Here is a 16,098-nt window from a genome sequence, read left to right as displayed (position 1 = left end):
TAATGAGTAAGATTGATTTTGATAAAATCGAGGTCGGACAGGAACTTCCTTCCTTAAAAACGGACGTAATCACTCATGCAAATTTAGTTCGTTACGCAGGTGCATCCGGAGATTTTAATCCGATTCATAATGATCCTGATTTCGCTCGTAAAACGGGACTGGATGGAACCATTGCACATGGTATGTATGTGATGGCTCAACTCGGAAGACTTTGCACTTCTTGGGCGGATCAAAAACAAATCAAAGAGTTCGGGGTTACATTTAAGAACATGACCAAGCCAGGTCAGAAACTTACTTGTATTGGAAAAGTAAAACGTAAGAAAGAGGAAAATGGTGAGAAACTAATTACGGTTGCCATAGAGGCCGCCGATGATTCCGGAGAAATAAAATGCTCCGGCGAGATGATAGTTATTGCTTAAACTCTTTTCAACGAATAAGATTCCACGGCTATGATGGTGATATCGTCGTAGCGTGGATTTTCTCCCCGCGTTAACTCTTCTATTTTAATGAGTTCTTGAATCAAGACATTCAGTTCACTTTTTTTTCCTTCGTGAAGAGCTTTTGCGATCAGTTCCATATTGTGTTGTTTTGTATTTAAGGAATCTTTCATACGATTTTCGATAAGTCCATCTGAAAACAATAAAAGCCTTGAGCCCGTCGGGAATAGAACGGTCTTAGAAACGATTTCGAGAGATTCAAACAAGCCGAGGATCGGGCCAGTCTTTTGAAGTAAGGAAGGAAACTCCCCAGGTGGTTGAAAAATCTGATCAGGGTGTCCAGCAGATGCGTAGGTAAACTCCTCTTTTTTTGTATCTATGTCTCCGATCATACAAGGGAATATACTTTCCAAAGAATCGAATTTTTTTAAAAATCTGGAATTCAACTCTTTAAGAATCTGAGCCGGGTTTTCCAGATTTTTCAATTCCTCATACTCCGTTTTCAAAGCCATGGTCATCAAGGAAGCCTGTACTCCATGGCCGACCGCATCAGCGATCAGCACTCTTACTTTTCCTGGAAGAATTTCGGATATATCCAAAAAGTCGCCTCCCACTTTTTCAAGCGGCATATATTCGTAATAAAATCGTATTCCGGAAATATTTCGATCCAAGGGAGTCAAAATTTTCCTCTGGACGTTCTGCGCGATTTCTAATTCCCGATTGATCTGAACGATGTTATCATTTAAAACACGGGTTCGATCCTCGATTTTTTGAACCAACTGCTCTTTCATCTCGAAAAGCTCCAGATTCGAAGTTCTGAGATTGAGAGCCAATTCTCTCGTTTCGGCGAACTTTCTCGATCTTTCAGAAGCGAGAAGAAGCGATTGTAGAAATACGAAAAAGACGAGAGCATAATGTGAGGTTTGGATACTTCCCGTTTTCAAAATTCTCACGTAAAAAAGATCCACAAGAACCGCGATAAAAAGAATTCCGGAGCCGTAGAGGATATACGCGTAATTTCTTTCCTTATCAAAATCGATTTTCAGAATCGCGTAAAACAAATAACAAATCGTAATAAGAATAAAATAATGATAAATTAAAATATTCTGGTTATTGAATTGCATGTTACCGAACAAGGTTACAACAGAAAATAAAATCGAAAAGATCACTCCCGCATTGATGAGCTTTCGGTCCACATACGGAGCAAATAACGAGCTAAAAAACAAAAGAAAAAATGGGACGCCCATCGACAAAGTCAGATGATTGAGTTTATTGATCCAAGGCCAAGGAATTTGAGGAAAAAACAACATTAAAATTTTAGAATTTATTAAAGAAGATCTGAGGCAGATCACAAGGCTATACATTCCGAAATAAAGAGGGGATATGCTACTTCTTAAATAAAGATACTGGAATATATGATAAATTCCCATTATTAGGAGACTGCTGAAAGAGAATATATCAAAAAACAGAGTACCTACTTTCGAAACTCCCGCGGAATCGGAAGGTCCTATGGAAATCGGAAGTAAAACTCCGGGGATCGTGGAGCTGTAGTTCGATGTGAAAATTTCGATTTGTATTTCATTTTGGTCCGCAAAAAATAAAAATTCTTTCGGCTCGACTCTTGAAATTGTAGAATCGGCGTCGATACCGGGTACTCCACATTCTCCGATGATCTGACCGTTGATTTTAATTCGATACGCGGAAGCAATCGCTCCTAAGGATATGGCAAGAATTTTCTTTTTCCAAACTTCCGGAAGAAAAACCTTAAGCCCATACGTCGCATAACCAAACTTAGGATAAGTTCGATAATTTTTGAATTCGTTAGTCCAAGAACCGGGAACTTCAATAAATCCTTTGGAATGATTTTCAATTCCATCATCCGGTTCTTGAAGCCAATTAAATTCCCATTCTCCGCTGAGTTTTATCATCCCGGAATCGGGATTTTGTATTCCTCTAAGATCGATTTTTCCTTGATAGGCCTTGAGTCCATCTCCCGTCTGCCAAGGAGAAGAAATCATGACAAGAATAATAAGTGCAAACGGACCAATTAAGAAAAAAAATATTTTTGAAAATTGCATTTCGAATTTAAATCCGCTCTGAATTAAAATTGAAATTCAAATCAGAGGCGTCAATTGCATATAACAACTGACGTAAGATTAAAGTTAAAAAAAATATAGATAACTTAAGTCTTTTTTGTTTTTTTAAATAATATTATGTTAAAATAAATGATATATTGTCAAAATATTGGAATCATTCCTATTAAACAAAGTCTAAAAAAATTTGCCCTTCCTTGAAAAGAGTGAGTCAGCTTTTACACCGTCGAGGATCAGTTCTTGGAAGAGACTCCAAAGAGTTATCACATATCGGTATGATTCGATGCGAGATTTATAAGTACTTCAGTTTCAAACTTCTGATAAAATACGAAGCAGCTATTACAAATGCCATGACAATCAAAACCTGACTTAGGAAGGCCCACCCGCGTTTTAGTTTCTCTTCCCAAGAACTTTTCTTTTGTACAAAAGGAAAACTTCGGTCTGTAGGTGCGGAGTTTCGCAAACCCAGCTTTAATTTCGCATTGTAAAAGTATAACGAATCTTGATTCTCATTGATCTACAATCGTTCTAAAATCCCAAAAGATATGTCCAATTGAATTTCCTAAAGCCGACCGAAACAGGAAAAAGACCTGCCGAATCGGTCATTGAATTTCCGAAGAACCCATATGGATCCTTTTTTCCGATTGCGTTTATTAAAACGATCTTGGATTCTTTCTGAGTGGGGAAGATAACTTCTCAAAATTTTAAACGGCTGTATAATTAAAGAGATAGGATTTGAAATAAAACATGAACAGATTCAATATCCGCTTAAAAATTCTTTTGAATACCTTCTTTGTCGCGATTGAATTATTTTTTTCGATCGTAAATTGCAATAAAAAAGAATCAATCCCCATCTTGGAAATTCGGGATCTTACCGAAAAAGAAAATCTCGTGGAAGCACTTCAAAAAGCGGAAGAAAATCTGAAGCTCAAAGGAAATACCGCCGAATTACTTTACATTCGCGGTTGGATTCGTTACCTTCAAAAGAATCAAATCGCGGCGATGAACGATTTCAAAAAATGTCTTGCCCTCGATTCTAAATCCTTGGATTGCAAAAGAGGGCTTGGTCTTATATACGAATCCAACAAAGAATACAAAGAAGCAGCGACCACCTACCAAGAGGCCCTCATACTCGCAAAGAAAAAAGGACCGGACTTTGAAGCGCTTATTCATGAGAATATCGGAAGCCTTTACCTCAGACAAAATTTGAGAAAAGAAAGTTTAAGCGAATTTCAAAACGCGATTTCCCTTTCCGATAAAGGAGATGCATACTACGGTTTTAGTTTGTGCCTGATCATGGAAGGAAACTGGGAAGAAGCAATTTCCTATTTGGAAAAAGGGGTTTCCAAATCGTTTCGCGCCAAGGCGTTTCAATCCGAATCTCATTTCCTATTGTCCAAGTTCTATTTTGAAAAGAAAAAAGATCCTGTAAAAGCGGAAGCGGAAATCAAAAAAGCAATCGAGATTTTCCCTCTTCATAAGGAATACTTGGATGCATTGCAAACTTATATGGGGGAAAGAATTAAATCCAATCTCTGATTTCAAATATGATAAAAGCAGTATATAGATTCTTTCATCAACAAGTCATAGTTCCGTTTCAAAAATCGCACGCTCCCGTTCAAGAAGTATGTTTAGGTACGTCCATCGGACTTTTTTGGTCACTTACACCTTTGGTCGGAATTCAGATGTATCTTGGGTTAATTACCTGGGTGCTTTTAGGATTGATCCGAATCCGTTTTTATATGCCGATTTCTATCGCCATGATCTGGATCACAAACCCGGTTACTTTTCCTTTTTTTTATTACATCTTTTACATCACAGGAGTTGCCGCGTACAACGTGTTAGGTTGGAATATATCCGCTATGAATTTTGCAAGAATTTCGGAAGTCATCAATCATTCCAACTCCTTGGGATTCTACGAAGGTTTAAAATATTGGAGTACATTTTTGATAAACGACATGGGACCGCCTACGTTTTTGGGCAGTTTTTTAATTGGAGTTCCGTCTGCGATCGTCGGTTATCCGCTTACGAAAGTTCTTCTCAACGGGTTTCGTAAAAAACAGGCTGCAAAAGAGGGGATCAGCCTGAAAGAATGGGAAGAAAAATATGTCCGAAAAGAAGCGAACAAAAATGTATCAATTTGGAATATTCTAAAAAATTAATTCAATTTGATATTCAGTTTTTCAGCTAAATCTTCCAGGCTCATATTTAAAATTTCAGGATTCGATTCCGCTTCTTTAATCAATCTTATAATTTCCCGATTTAAAGGAGCAGGATGTCCCATCACGTCCGCGAGTTTAACCACTTCCCCGTTCAAAGAATCGATTTCAGTCGATCTTTTTTGAACCAGATCTTCCCACATAGAAGATCTTGCCTCTGGATCGATTTTTACCATGCTGGAGGCGATTTTGAAAAACAGAAAATCCGGGAGATTCAAAATGGTCGGGGCCAAACTTGGAATCATCTTTCCGGAACGAATCGGCCTAATTTCAGCAAGTCTTAGAATATCAAGGGACTCTTTCATCAATTTAGAAAGAATTTTTCGATAACCCAGTTTTGATATTTCGGTCTTTAGGGTGAGTCCCGAAAGTGCATTCAAGGAATTATTTAAATTGAAGATGAGTTTGCCCCAAAGAATTCCTCCTATACTTTTATGAGTGTTGGTCGGAAGTCCAGCCTGGTTAAAAATCCTCTTCAGAGAACGAGAAGATTTGGAATGTTCGATCACGAGATTTCCGCTCGTACCTCTGTGAAAATGACCATTTCCTTTGGAAACAACGTTGAAGGGAACCATTCCCCCTAAAACTTCCACAGGAATACCTTCGAGCCCTTTTTTTAAAATTTCAGCATTTCGAACTCCGTTTTGAAAACTGACTATAATCGGAATTGAATACGAAATAGAATGTTTACTTTGCCTTTTTTCAAGAATTCCTTTGAGTTCCCCGGCAAGGTCCTTGGTGTCCTTGGACTTTACAGTAACCAAAAAAACGTCCGCATCTGAGACACTCGAAAGGGACGTGGAAAAAGAAATCGAACCGGGAGGGAGTAAAATCTCTTTACCCGTATAATCGGTGATTTTCGCGCCGAAAGTCTTCAGTTCATTCCGAATTCTTTCCCTACCGTAAAGCGTCACTACATTTCCCGCCGCCGACAACCTACAACCAATATATGTCCCGATACTTCCGGAACCTAAAACTGCAAAAGAAAGACTCATGGAAATACGCATCAAATCAGAATTTAAGATTTAATTCTACAACTATTGTAGTAAATCGGGAAAAAAATAAAAGTTCACTCCCTTCATAAAATCAATTCGTGAATTTTAAATACCCATTCGCTTTAAGATTCAGATTTTTTATTTCTTCAAAATATACTTTGTTTCTCTCTCCTAGTGTTTAATGCACTGAGTTAAAAATTTAGGCCGAAACCGTTCGTTGTTAGAAGAATTCAGAAAAAGAATTTCCTTTCAAAATAACAAAAGTTAGTTCTGCGCTTCGAGTGCTTTCGAATCGGTTTATAAAATTCAAAACCGTTTTCAGATGATATATTCCTTCTAAACCAGAAATGTATTATTTTATCCTTCAATTCATAGAGTTGCTTTTTAAAAGTAAATCTCCTATTTATAGGCCTTATTCCAAAATCTTAAAATAACGTGAGTTCAATGTAGATAACGTCCTAGTTTTTCCGCAAATCCCTACAGGAACTCCTGTGTTTCAAGGATCAAGACAACATTACGGTTGCAATTCATACCAATTTTAATCGCTCAAAGCACAGGAGTTCTCACAGATTACGTCGTCTTGGGTAAATTGGGAAGTTTCGAACAGACTTTTTAGTCGTTCAATTCCTACAGGAGTTTCCACATTCCAAGATCTTAAAACAAGTTCTTAATTTATTTCTTATACACTTTTAACATTTTTCAAATCAGCTCCAATCGCTCTGAAATTACGGATATTTTTATCGAAAGCATTCACGAGAGCAAAACTTACAATACAAGACTTTGAAAATAATCGCTTATAACCTTATACGAAACTTCATGATATAAACTTTTCTCGATAGAATGTTCTCAGATCTGGAACTATTTCTTAACAATCGAATCGTTCAAAGAAACATACAAATTTGTAGGAAAGTTTATCATAAACTCTATCCATTTCGATGATCTGGAATCGAAGAATCTAATTGAATCCTGATCTTCTTCGCATTAGAATTGTTTGGATCCAATCGGTCGACTTTTTCCAACAACTTAAGGGCCGCTTCCCTTTTGCGGACTATAAGATAAGATTCCGCAAGATGCACAATGTTGTCCAGGAATTCCGGTTCTCTTAATAAAACTCTCTCACCTAACTCAATCGCCTGATGAAAGCGTTCAAATCTTTTGTGAATCAAAGAAGCGTTAAATATTATTTCCACATCTTCCGGAAACTCCGAAATTAACTCTTCAAACAAAGATAGAGCTTCTTCATATTTTCCGGCTTTATAATATAGTTTAGCCAGTTCTTTTTTAAAAACGGGAGGTATCGTTTCGTTAGAAATCTTACTTGTTAGATTCTCAAGGTGATAAATCGTGTTTTCCCGATTTTCGGGTTGAAGATATTTAAAATACGTTTCGTCCGGAAATTTAAAAGAAAGGTTATTATTAGAAATGGATTCCAAACGAACAGGCTCTTTGAGATAGGATAATTTGACGATACTCAAATCGTCCGTTAACTCTCCGTAATTTTGGATTCCCTTAACTAGCAAATCAAGATCGCCTTCGGATTCTTCCACCCTTTTTAAGAATTGAAATTCGTCTTCGTTGATCATAGGAATCCCTTCTGGATCGATTCCCAATAAAAGATCGTCCCTTCCATCCGAACCGACAAAAATAGAATCTCCTTTTTCAAGAAAAAAGGTCTTTACTTTCATCTTACTTTCTAAGCCGGTAATCCCTATTTTACGTAGTTCTAATTTATCCTCAATGAAGGAAGCGATTCCGTTTCTGTAAAGAACCGTCGGAGGATGCTCTGCATTTAGAAAAAACAGAATCCCGGATTTCAAATCCACTAAACCCAGTACGACAGAAACTAACATCGATCCGTCAAAAGCCTCAAAAATATTCTGAAGTTCCAAAAAGCATTCATTGAGCCATAGCTCGGGAGGTTGGGAATAATAGGAAGAAACAGTTTTCGTTCTAGACACGAAAGAACGAAATACAACTCCTAAAACTAAGGCTCCGCTAGCTCCTTGAATGGATTTTCCCATCGCATCACCGTTTACAAAAACGAGATACTTTCTATCTTTTAAAACGACCTCATCGGCGATAACAATGTCTCCGCCGATTTCTTTTTTCCACTGTTTAAATTCGAATCTTTTTTTTTGACGACTGAAACCTTCCACGACGATGAAATCATTTCGAACATTATATCTATTTAAAGGGTCCAGAATAAGAGAGGTTAAAAAATAATCCCCGTCCTGATGAATCTTAAGCTCCCGAATTTGATTTAATGTGTCTTGCAACCGACTTGTTCTTTCTTTTACTTTTCGGTCCAGGTTTAAATTCAATTCTTCCACCTGGTTATGAACTCTCAAAAACCGATTCGCCAAAATGAACACAATTCCGAGTTCGAACACAAAAAAACCATACTTTAGAAGTCCATAATTTTCTAAACCAGAAACCAATCGCATCGAACCTAAGAGATCGACAATTGCCGAAACTAAAAGAATGATAAAACCCGTAATCAAACGAATGGAATCCCGATTTTTCCGAATCAAAGCCCGTATCATGATGAGGAGAGAATACAAAGCAAATACAAAAACGGAAAGTTGCCAGATCTGCAAAAGAAATAAACAAACAGCTCTACTTGAAAAAGGGATTAAAGACGTAAGTATAAGCGCGAAAAACTGATAGAATCGAGAGACGAAACTTACCTTCGATTCAAAAAACGTATCTAGAAACAAAAGAAAGAAAGCCGTTATGTTGAAAATTACCATATATTCCAACTTCATCTGTAAAAGCGGATCTAAACCGAGCTCGTAGACGGCGTTACTTCTAAGGTAAATATAAACCGAAAAAAACATCGAAAACAATCCGAAGAACAGATCGTACTTTTGCTTGGGACGTTTAAAATAAAACAAGAAGTGGTAAAATCCGACGAATAGATATAAGAACGACAGTATTAGTCTAGGACGTTCAGACAAAATCGATAGGTTCTGAGATTGCAAATCCACCACAAGAGGCGCGGAATCAAAACTCGCATATACATCTAATTCCTCACCCGGATTCCACGACAAAATTACTCTGATTTCATTGGTACCGATCTTCACTTTATTCTCGGGAATCGGAAGAATTACATGCCTCTTAAATCCATTCCTAACGATCCTTCCATTTAAAATGGAACCTCCCTCGCCGATTTTCTTTCCGTTAAAGAAAACTTCGTAGACATTTGACAAGAAAGGGAAATGAATCGAAAGTCCGTCCAAAGCAAGTTCTTGAACTTCCTGTGTGGAAATTTCAAAAGTTTTCAATAAAGTTAAAGTATAAATTGTATCTCTCGTCAAAGGGAAAGATTGAACCGCCTCTTTTGGAATCGGAAGGGATTTTAATTTTTTCCAGGAGATGTCTTCGACCGAAGTATCTAGATTTCTTCCAGAAGCGAGTTTCCAATCTTCTGTGAGATTAATCGGAAATGCAAAAACCGGAGTGGATATAAACAATATAACAAGCCAAAGAAATCGATCGTAAAAAAAATTTTCATTTGGTCTCATAATGTTATTTCAAATTTTTCCTTCAAAAAATAAATGATAGCATAACGTATTATTCTTATTTTGCAAGGATTAATAAACGTCTTTTAAAATAAGAATTCGTTCCAGAAAAGCCGATGCCTCCCACACTCAAATCAAACGTTCTTGAACCGGAGATCCATCCAGTGAGGCGTTACTTGAGTTTTGTCGCTCGATAATTACAATATTCTCGAAAGTGAAATCACTTCTTCTCGAGTATAGGCATCAGGTCTTTTTAAAATTTGAATCAATGCTTTAAATTGATTTGTGTCCAAATCGATCGGCTTTTTTTTAAAATAATATCGAGACGCCCAATTCAAACCGTTCATTCCCCTACCCCAATAAACGCAATTGAGGTAATATTCCAAAACCATGTTCTTTCCGAGCTCGTCTTCCAATGCAGAAGCGATCTGAATTTCTTTCCATTTTCTAGATAAAGATTTTTCCCTAGACAAAAAAAGCGTTCGGGCCAATTGTTGAGTGATCGTGCTTGCGCCTCTCATTTTTCGAAAAAATAAGACGGAAGAAATAAACGTAGAATGAATATCCGAAATGGAATACCCTTTGTGGAAATAAAACCTTTTATCCTCTACCTGAACGGTATATAAAATCCATTCTTCGGGAATTTCCGAAAGCCGAATCCATTCCAGTTCGAGCGGAACCGATTCTTTTTGATCCGGCAAATAGACCAATCGATCCTGTTGTACCAAAATTTTTCTTTCCGGAAAAAATTGTTCATAAATTAAAACAAATACAAAAAAAATCGGGAGAATTCTCAAACAAAAAGCGTAAAATAATTCCTTTTGTCCCATAAATTCAGAATTAAATTTTAGAACTCCGAAGATTTTTGATATATTAGAAAAACTTCATTTTCTAATACTTCAGAAGAAATTAGATCCCATTTTTTTCGATCAAAATTCAAATACTCCTTAAGCCCGCCAGTGATCGAAGGAAGATCCTTTTGCCCGATTAGAAAAGGAACGATTGTGAGATAAATTCTTGAGATAAGTTCCAATCGAAAAAAGGAATCATTAAGAGAGGGCCCCCCTTCTAAAAGAATCTCTCGATAACCCATTTGAGAGAGAACCTTAAGAACCTCCAGAGGGCTCAAATCGTTTCCAGGAAGAGAAATAATTTCCGCAACAGAACAAAGATTATTTAGTACAGAAGAATAATTCTCATTCAGACAAAAAATCAACGGAGATTGTTTAGAAAAACGGAATACTTTTTTATCTTCCGGAAGAGTTCCAGATCTGAGAAGAATCACAGGACGCGGGTCTTTAACGTCTTTAACGTAACGAAGATGAATGACTGGATCATCGTTGATAATAGAATTTTTCCCAAGAATTAAAGCGTCCGCCTTGGAACGAATCTCATCCATTCTCTTTTTATCGTTTTTGGAAGAAAGTCCGTACCACCTTTTATCGGGACGAGAAACTTTCCCGTCGAGGGTCATCGCCATATTGATTGATACGTTAGGAAGTGAAGTCATATCCTCGGAACGTTCAGTTCTCGAGCTAAAATTTTACGGATCGAATTCATACAGGTTCCACAACCAGTAGAAGCCCCGGTATCATCCATGAGCTTTTGCAAGGTATCGTTTCCATTTCGAATCGACATTAGAATTTCTTCCTCAGATACTTGATTGCATACACAAACTTTACGAGGACGCATGAGTTGACATAGGTCTACTTGACTAAAAAAAGAGGAATCCATATTCTTATACTTAATTGGACAATCAAAAAGTGATTTCTGATTCAGATTAGAGACTCTAAAAATCTTATGCAAGAGAAATTTTTTAAGGTTTTCATTTGACACTCGGTTTTCGAAAAAATATCTTTCGAAATTTCCAGTTAGAAACAAAAAGGCAAGCTATGCAGAATATCAAAAGAGCCCCATTTCGAGAAATTCTCGGTTGGTGCATGTTCGATTTTGCGAACTCATCTTATACTACCGTCATTATCAGCGTAACATACGGAATTATTTTCAGTCAATTGGTAGTTCCCTCCTCCTCAAATGAGGAAAATCCGTTTGAATACGGAAATCTCCTTTGGTCGATGGCTCTTGCAATTTCTTATCTTCTTGTAGTCATAACGGGACCCATTTTTGGGGCAATTACCGACTATTCCGCACGTAAAAAGCAGTTCCTATTTTACAGCTATATCTTTTGCATTATTTCAACGGGCGCCCTCTGGTTCGTAATTACTCCCGGGCAATATCTATTGGCCTTCATTCTCATCATTTTTTCCAATTTCTTTTTTGCCTCAGGAGAAAACTTTGCCTCCAGCTTTCTTCCCTACTTAGGACCGAAAGAAGATCTCGGCAAAATTTCAGGTTACGCTTGGGGAATCGGATACTTCGGCGGAATCGCTGCCGTAGCATTAGTCAATACTTTAGGTCCTAAGACCATAGCAAATTTCAATAGTCTCCGTTTGGTCGGTCCTTATACCGCATTTTTCTTTTTATTTGCGGGAATTCCTACCTTTCTTCTTTTGAGAGAATATACCGCAGGAAAAGAAAAACCGGAAGGACTTTCCTATCTCAAAATCGGAATCGAAAGAGTAACTTCCACAATGAAAGAAATTCACAAGTTCCGCGATATGGCTTTATATCTTGTGTCTCTGTTTTTTGCGATGGCCGCACTTGGAATTGTAATCAGTTTTGCTTTTATTTACGGTGCACAGGAGATCAAAACGGAAGAAAAACATGAGATCGCAATGTTTTTATTGATCCAACTTTTTGCCGCAATCGGAGCAATTGTATTCGGTTATATTCAAGATAAAATGGGTGCGAAGAAAACCTTCAATATTACACTTTTCTTATGGATTATTTGCTTGTTACTAATCTATTGGGTGAAAGACCTAACCGCATTTTTAATCGAAATCGGGATTCCGACCACACAACAATGGGTGTTCGTAGGAACGACGGTATTTGCCGGAACCGGGCTCGGAGCCACACAATCTGCAAGTCGTGCGATCATAGGTCTTTTTGCCCCGGAATCCAAATCGGGAGAATTTTTCGGTCTTTGGGGTTTGTCCGGAAAGATAGCCGGAGCATTTGGTCTCGTCGCAGTCGGGGGATTGCAAGTTCTTTTCGATTTAAGAAATTCCTTTTTAGTAGTTTCCGTTTTTTTTATCGTCTCTCTTCTCATCAACTTTCTCGTAGATGAAAAAAGAGGAATTCAAGCTGCTATCGATTATCAGGAAACTTAGAACCCGTCTTAAAACCTTAAAAAAATATTTCTAAACGATCCGGCAAGTTTCTAAAAAAATGTGGGAAGTTTCCACAGATTAGTCGGATCGGAGGTTTTTTCCTCCCGTTTCAAATTGTAGTTCCTACATTTTGAAGTTTTAAGACAGACTCTTAATCGTATCTTAAACCGAGTTCAATTAAAAATTTAAACTTGTACTAAAAGCTGATCCTAAATCTTGGAATTCGGGAACTCCTATAAAAATTTAACAACCGAAAAGATTGTTCGAGAATTATAAATATTATTTCTATTTTTACTTTCATTTTAAGTACTTATTTTTGCAGAAGCACATAAGAAAAAGATAAGAATTAGGTTGTTTCAATCCACCTTCCTATAAGTGAAGTAGTAGGAATGGCTTGCTTTTTTTCAGAGTCACGCTATTCTTTCATAAAGGCAAAGGATCGGAATGACTTTTCAAATCGAAGATGAGTTCGAATCACATCAGAGTCAGCGTAAATTAGCTTTATCAACAATTGACGAGTTGACTCAGACAAAATTGGATCTATTGGAAGCCGGAAAAGAAGTTCCAAGATTTATCAACCTCGCAATTTCCTATCTCAACAAGAAATATCTTACTGAAGAGAAAGTCATCAGCGACTTCCTAATCAAAAAGTAATCTCAGATCGATTTCCCCTTTTCCTGATATCCTTACTTCCGAATTAACAACTCATTTAAAAACGTCAATTAACTCTAACTCGGTCTTTGAATTTTTTAATGAATAGATTCCAAATAGAAAAACGAAAATCAATGAAACTCAAGCATTTTGGAAATCATAATTTTTTGATCCAATTCCATAGCGTGGAGTTTAAGAGCTACCATCTTATCCACTTTTCTCAAATATCTTTTGTATTGAAGAATGATTTGTCTTTGTTTATTATAAGGAAGAGGATTTGTAGCATCGTGCAATTTTGTGACCACACTCGCCGGAACGGGTTGCATTGGATTATCGGGCCAAAGAAAATCCGTGTCATGGCTCGAAAAGAACTCCAAAAGAATTTCACTGTTGTTGTTCGGAGTTCTTTTCCCATCCCCTAAAAAAGTCGGTCCTTTGGGAGAATTATTAATCAGACGTCTCATTTCTCGTATGAAAACTTCCCCCTTTGCGTTCGTTCTTTTAAACTGAAGAATGATTTTGTCCAAGGATTGTCCGTCCGTTCCCGGATAAATATAAATTTTGGATTGATAGAGATACGTTTTGGGATAATCGGCAAATGATTGACCGAGACCTAAATCAAGCTCAAGATATTGTTTATTCTCTTTATCCTGGAATAAAAACTTTACGGCTTCACGAGGTTCGTCCTCAATATAACGAAGGGCTTTTTTATAGGTTTCGTTTCCGAGGAGATTATTAATTCTTAGAATATTCCCGGCAATCGACGCATGAAGATTATCCACTTCGATATCCGTAAAACCGCCTTTACGTACGGTTTCGATCTGTTTTAATTCTTCTTTTTCTTCCAGAGTTAGTACCTTATTTGGCGCGGCTCCCAAACCTGCGATGGAAAGAATAATCAGAAATGATAAAATACGGATGTTCATAGGTTTACTCTTATCCAAATTATCGAAATTCTGATCCCCCATTCTTGATTTTACAAACCAAAAATTTTCAGGATATTATGACTCGTTATTGTAGATTCAACGGATTTTTTGAGGAAGAGTTAAGGTCCGAAAATGTCGCTCCGGAAAAACTGGATTTAAAAAACCGGTCCTTGGAAAATCTATTTTTTTTCTTCCAATCGATTTACGATTCATCAACGACGTTTTTTTTAAGTGAACCTTCCGATCCAAATTGGACTCAATTTTGGGAAAGAAGAGGAATTCGATTTTGCAAGTCTCAATTCTTAAAAAGAAATTCTGACAAGAATCTTCAATCTTCACCGATCGATTCGATCCGAACTTGGGAAGAATGGGGTTCGATTTCCGATCTGAATGATTCGGGTGAAATTCTTTACTCTCCTCAAAAAGCAGAACTTTCTAAAAGATTAAATTCCAAAATCCTTTTGACCCGTTGGAAATCAGAACGGGGTTTTCAAGATATAAACGCAAAAATTTTAGAGAAGCCTCCTTACCTTTCCACATTGATTTCGGAATGGTCGGAACTACAACCGGACAAAATTGTCCTCAAACCGGAGTTTAGTTTTTCAGGGAGACATAAAATTCTTAAATTCTCTTCCATTGCTTTGGAGAATTGGGAAGAGTTTGATTCAAAGAAAGTTTTTTCTTGGTTTCCTTGTGTCGTGGAACCTTGGGTTCTAAGAACGTATGACTTTTCAGGCCTCTATGATTTTTCCCGAGGAGTTTCCACCTTTTGTGGAAGTACAATCCAGATCTGCGACGAAAAAGGAAAGTATAACGGCGCTTATCTCCCTTCGGAAAAAGAATCCGAACGCCTTTTTTTCCTTCTTGAGCCAATTGTAAAAGAATTATCAAAAAGTTTTTCTTCTGAATATGAAGGCCCAGTTTCACTTGATGGTTTTGAATTCAATTCTCAAAACATAAAGAAGATACAAAGAATCAGCGAAACGAATCATAGATGGTCTATGGGAAGAATTTTACTCGAACTTTCAAAATTCCCTATTTTTAAAGAAAAAAGGAAAGAATTCGGTAAGAATCTTTCCATTCTTCCTTTGCAACTGAAAGAAAGAATTCCAGAATATTCGGAATGGATTTCAAGTTGGGGTAAGACAAGGGGAATTGAAATTCTTCCTTTAACTCCAGACCGATTTGCATCCGGAAAATCTTATGGAATTTCCTGGATTCTTCTAAGCTTTCTAGAAAATTCTCAAGAAACGATGCAAAGGAGAATTGAAAAGTTTTACTACGAGTGGAAGAAACGAATTCTACACTGAAATGTACTTGAGGCTTTTTTAGACCTTGGCAGGATGGTTGTACGTTATCAACCATCCGCAATTTCTGCGGTTTAGATTCAGGGTAAAAAATGGAACTGTTTTTAAACTACGCTCTTTACATAATTGTTAGCATCGGGTTTTTGATCCCTTTTACCGGATTTGTAATCGGAGCCGGAGCGATCGTCAATGCGACTCTCGCGGGATTTACAATTAACTTTCTTTCCCAAGTTTTAGAAGAAAACAAACTTCAAGATTTCATCTCACGAAATAAAGATAATAAACTTGGAAAAGCCCTTCAAGACGCGATTTTAAAAGGTCAGGAAAAGTTAAAAGGCACTCCTGTCGTCCGGGCGGAAGAAAATCACGGCTCGCATCACATCATTTCGGTAAAAACTTATTCTATAATTTTTGCCACTTTGATCTTCTTTACTTTTGTTACCGTGTGGGTTGCTGGAATCGACTTCGGAGCGATGAACGTAATTATCGCGATGGCGGTAGCAACCGCAAAGGCTTCTTTAGTGCTCGGTTATTTTATGCACCTTAAATACGATACAATCATGAATCGAGTGATTTTCGGTTCCGGTTTTTTCTTTCTTCTCCTCCTCTTCGGATTTTCCGCTGCGGATATTTTTACAAGATTTAAGGTCTTACTTTCTTTCGCATTTTAATCGATAAATCGATTCATTCTTGAAAAGCCGATCTTTTAAGGTCGGCTT

Annotated in this window: 14 protein-coding genes; 7 read left to right on the top strand and 7 right to left on the bottom strand. The window is 37.3% G+C overall.

Going from position 1 to position 16,098, the window contains the following annotated elements; genetic code table 11:
• The first annotated feature begins 2 nt into the window (after positions 1-2).
• Complete coding sequence (locus LEP1GSC190_RS01360; protein ID WP_002747075.1) at positions 3-419, top strand: MaoC family dehydratase; 417 nt, start codon at positions 3-5, stop codon at positions 417-419.
• Here the strand turns inward: LEP1GSC190_RS01360 and LEP1GSC190_RS01355 are convergent.
• Entirely contained in the window at positions 416-2,515 is a 2,100-nt protein-coding gene (locus LEP1GSC190_RS01355) for a SpoIIE family protein phosphatase (RefSeq protein WP_002747108.1), read from the bottom strand. The two genes, LEP1GSC190_RS01360 and LEP1GSC190_RS01355, sit on opposite strands and share 4 nt — an antisense overlap.
• 762 nt (positions 2,516-3,277) lie before the next feature.
• Between LEP1GSC190_RS01355 and LEP1GSC190_RS01345 the strand changes: the two genes are divergently transcribed.
• Positions 3,278-4,069, top strand: a complete 792-nt coding sequence (locus tag LEP1GSC190_RS01345; RefSeq protein WP_002747120.1) for a tetratricopeptide repeat protein — start codon at positions 3,278-3,280, stop codon at positions 4,067-4,069.
• Between the two features lie 8 nt (positions 4,070-4,077).
• A complete protein-coding gene (locus LEP1GSC190_RS01340; RefSeq protein WP_002747049.1) occupies positions 4,078-4,692 on the top strand; it encodes a DUF2062 domain-containing protein in 615 nt (204 codons plus the stop codon).
• Here LEP1GSC190_RS01340 and LEP1GSC190_RS01335 read toward each other — a convergent pair.
• The 5 genes from LEP1GSC190_RS01335 to LEP1GSC190_RS01315 all read right to left on the bottom strand — a co-directional run bounded on the left by LEP1GSC190_RS01335 (position 4,689) and on the right by LEP1GSC190_RS01315 (position 10,999).
• Complete coding sequence (locus tag LEP1GSC190_RS01335; protein ID WP_036047919.1) at positions 4,689-5,744, bottom strand: 2-dehydropantoate 2-reductase; 1,056 nt, start codon at positions 5,742-5,744, stop codon at positions 4,689-4,691. The two genes, LEP1GSC190_RS01340 and LEP1GSC190_RS01335, sit on opposite strands and share 4 nt — an antisense overlap.
• Before the next feature lie 923 nt (positions 5,745-6,667).
• A complete protein-coding gene (locus LEP1GSC190_RS01330) occupies positions 6,668-9,268 on the bottom strand; it encodes a SpoIIE family protein phosphatase (protein ID WP_002747114.1) in 2,601 nt (866 codons plus the stop codon).
• Positions 9,269-9,462: 194 nt separating this feature from the next.
• Positions 9,463-10,095: a biosynthetic peptidoglycan transglycosylase gene (locus LEP1GSC190_RS01325; protein ID WP_002747053.1), complete on the bottom strand. Its 633-nt coding sequence runs from the start codon at positions 10,093-10,095 to the stop codon at positions 9,463-9,465.
• Between the two features lie 17 nt (positions 10,096-10,112).
• On the bottom strand, positions 10,113-10,775 hold the full coding sequence (locus LEP1GSC190_RS01320) for a RibD family protein (RefSeq protein ID WP_002762490.1): 663 nt from the start codon (positions 10,773-10,775) through the stop codon (positions 10,113-10,115).
• Complete coding sequence (locus LEP1GSC190_RS01315) at positions 10,772-10,999, bottom strand: (2Fe-2S)-binding protein (protein WP_044094283.1); 228 nt, start codon at positions 10,997-10,999, stop codon at positions 10,772-10,774. Before LEP1GSC190_RS01315 ends, LEP1GSC190_RS01320 begins: the two co-directional genes overlap by 4 nt.
• Positions 11,000-11,094: 95 nt before the next feature.
• Here LEP1GSC190_RS01315 and LEP1GSC190_RS01310 point away from each other — a divergent pair, with 95 nt between their 5' ends.
• Together LEP1GSC190_RS01310 and LEP1GSC190_RS01305 are read left to right on the top strand one after the other, a co-directional pair.
• Positions 11,095-12,495, top strand: a complete 1,401-nt coding sequence (locus LEP1GSC190_RS01310; protein ID WP_002747100.1) for an MFS transporter — start codon at positions 11,095-11,097, stop codon at positions 12,493-12,495.
• A 444-nt stretch (positions 12,496-12,939) separates the two neighbouring features.
• Positions 12,940-13,149, top strand: coding sequence for a hypothetical protein (locus LEP1GSC190_RS01305; protein ID WP_002762460.1), 210 nt, complete (start codon positions 12,940-12,942; stop codon positions 13,147-13,149).
• Between the two features lie 128 nt (positions 13,150-13,277).
• Here LEP1GSC190_RS01305 and LEP1GSC190_RS01300 read toward each other — a convergent pair whose 3' ends face one another.
• Positions 13,278-14,072, bottom strand: a complete 795-nt coding sequence (locus tag LEP1GSC190_RS01300; RefSeq protein ID WP_086004799.1) for an LIC13212 family protein — start codon at positions 14,070-14,072, stop codon at positions 13,278-13,280.
• 44 nt (positions 14,073-14,116) lie between these two features.
• Here LEP1GSC190_RS01300 and LEP1GSC190_RS01295 point away from each other — a divergent pair, with 44 nt between their 5' ends.
• Positions 14,117-15,382, top strand: a complete 1,266-nt coding sequence (locus LEP1GSC190_RS01295; RefSeq protein WP_002747068.1) for a hypothetical protein — start codon at positions 14,117-14,119, stop codon at positions 15,380-15,382.
• Between the two features lie 89 nt (positions 15,383-15,471).
• Positions 15,472-16,050: a cytochrome C oxidase subunit IV family protein gene (locus LEP1GSC190_RS01290; protein ID WP_002747038.1), complete on the top strand. Its 579-nt coding sequence runs from the start codon at positions 15,472-15,474 to the stop codon at positions 16,048-16,050.
• Positions 16,051-16,098 lie beyond the last annotated feature (48 nt).

It is taken from the genome of Leptospira mayottensis 200901116 (assembly GCF_000306675.2).
Taxonomy (GTDB): Bacteria; Spirochaetota; Leptospiria; order Leptospirales; family Leptospiraceae; genus Leptospira; species Leptospira mayottensis.
Note: the sequence above shows the minus strand (reverse complement) of the source record. Positions and strands in the feature narration are given on the sequence as shown.

What these genes read in the sequence shown, in the direction of transcription:
- LEP1GSC190_RS01340 (WP_002747049.1), top strand. Translation starts at nt 4,078, where the DNA reads ATGATAAAAGCAGTATATAGATTCTTTCATCAACAAGTCATAGTTCCG.
- LEP1GSC190_RS01290 (WP_002747038.1), top strand. Translation starts at nt 15,472, where the DNA reads ATGGAACTGTTTTTAAACTACGCTCTTTACATAATTGTTAGCATCGGG.
- LEP1GSC190_RS01305 (WP_002762460.1), top strand. Translation starts at nt 12,940, where the DNA reads ATGACTTTTCAAATCGAAGATGAGTTCGAATCACATCAGAGTCAGCGT.
- LEP1GSC190_RS01330 (WP_002747114.1), bottom strand. Translation starts at nt 9,268, where the DNA reads ATGAGACCAAATGAAAATTTTTTTTACGATCGATTTCTTTGGCTTGTT.
- LEP1GSC190_RS01345 (WP_002747120.1), top strand. Translation starts at nt 3,278, where the DNA reads ATGAACAGATTCAATATCCGCTTAAAAATTCTTTTGAATACCTTCTTT.
- LEP1GSC190_RS01355 (WP_002747108.1), bottom strand. Translation starts at nt 2,515, where the DNA reads ATGCAATTTTCAAAAATATTTTTTTTCTTAATTGGTCCGTTTGCACTT.
- LEP1GSC190_RS01320 (WP_002762490.1), bottom strand. Translation starts at nt 10,775, where the DNA reads ATGACTTCACTTCCTAACGTATCAATCAATATGGCGATGACCCTCGAC.
- LEP1GSC190_RS01335 (WP_036047919.1), bottom strand. Translation starts at nt 5,744, where the DNA reads ATGAGTCTTTCTTTTGCAGTTTTAGGTTCCGGAAGTATCGGGACATAT.
- LEP1GSC190_RS01300 (WP_086004799.1), bottom strand. Translation starts at nt 14,072, where the DNA reads ATGAACATCCGTATTTTATCATTTCTGATTATTCTTTCCATCGCAGGT.
- LEP1GSC190_RS01315 (WP_044094283.1), bottom strand. Translation starts at nt 10,999, where the DNA reads ATGGATTCCTCTTTTTTTAGTCAAGTAGACCTATGTCAACTCATGCGT.
- LEP1GSC190_RS01325 (WP_002747053.1), bottom strand. Translation starts at nt 10,095, where the DNA reads ATGGGACAAAAGGAATTATTTTACGCTTTTTGTTTGAGAATTCTCCCG.
- LEP1GSC190_RS01360 (WP_002747075.1), top strand. Translation starts at nt 3, where the DNA reads ATGAGTAAGATTGATTTTGATAAAATCGAGGTCGGACAGGAACTTCCT.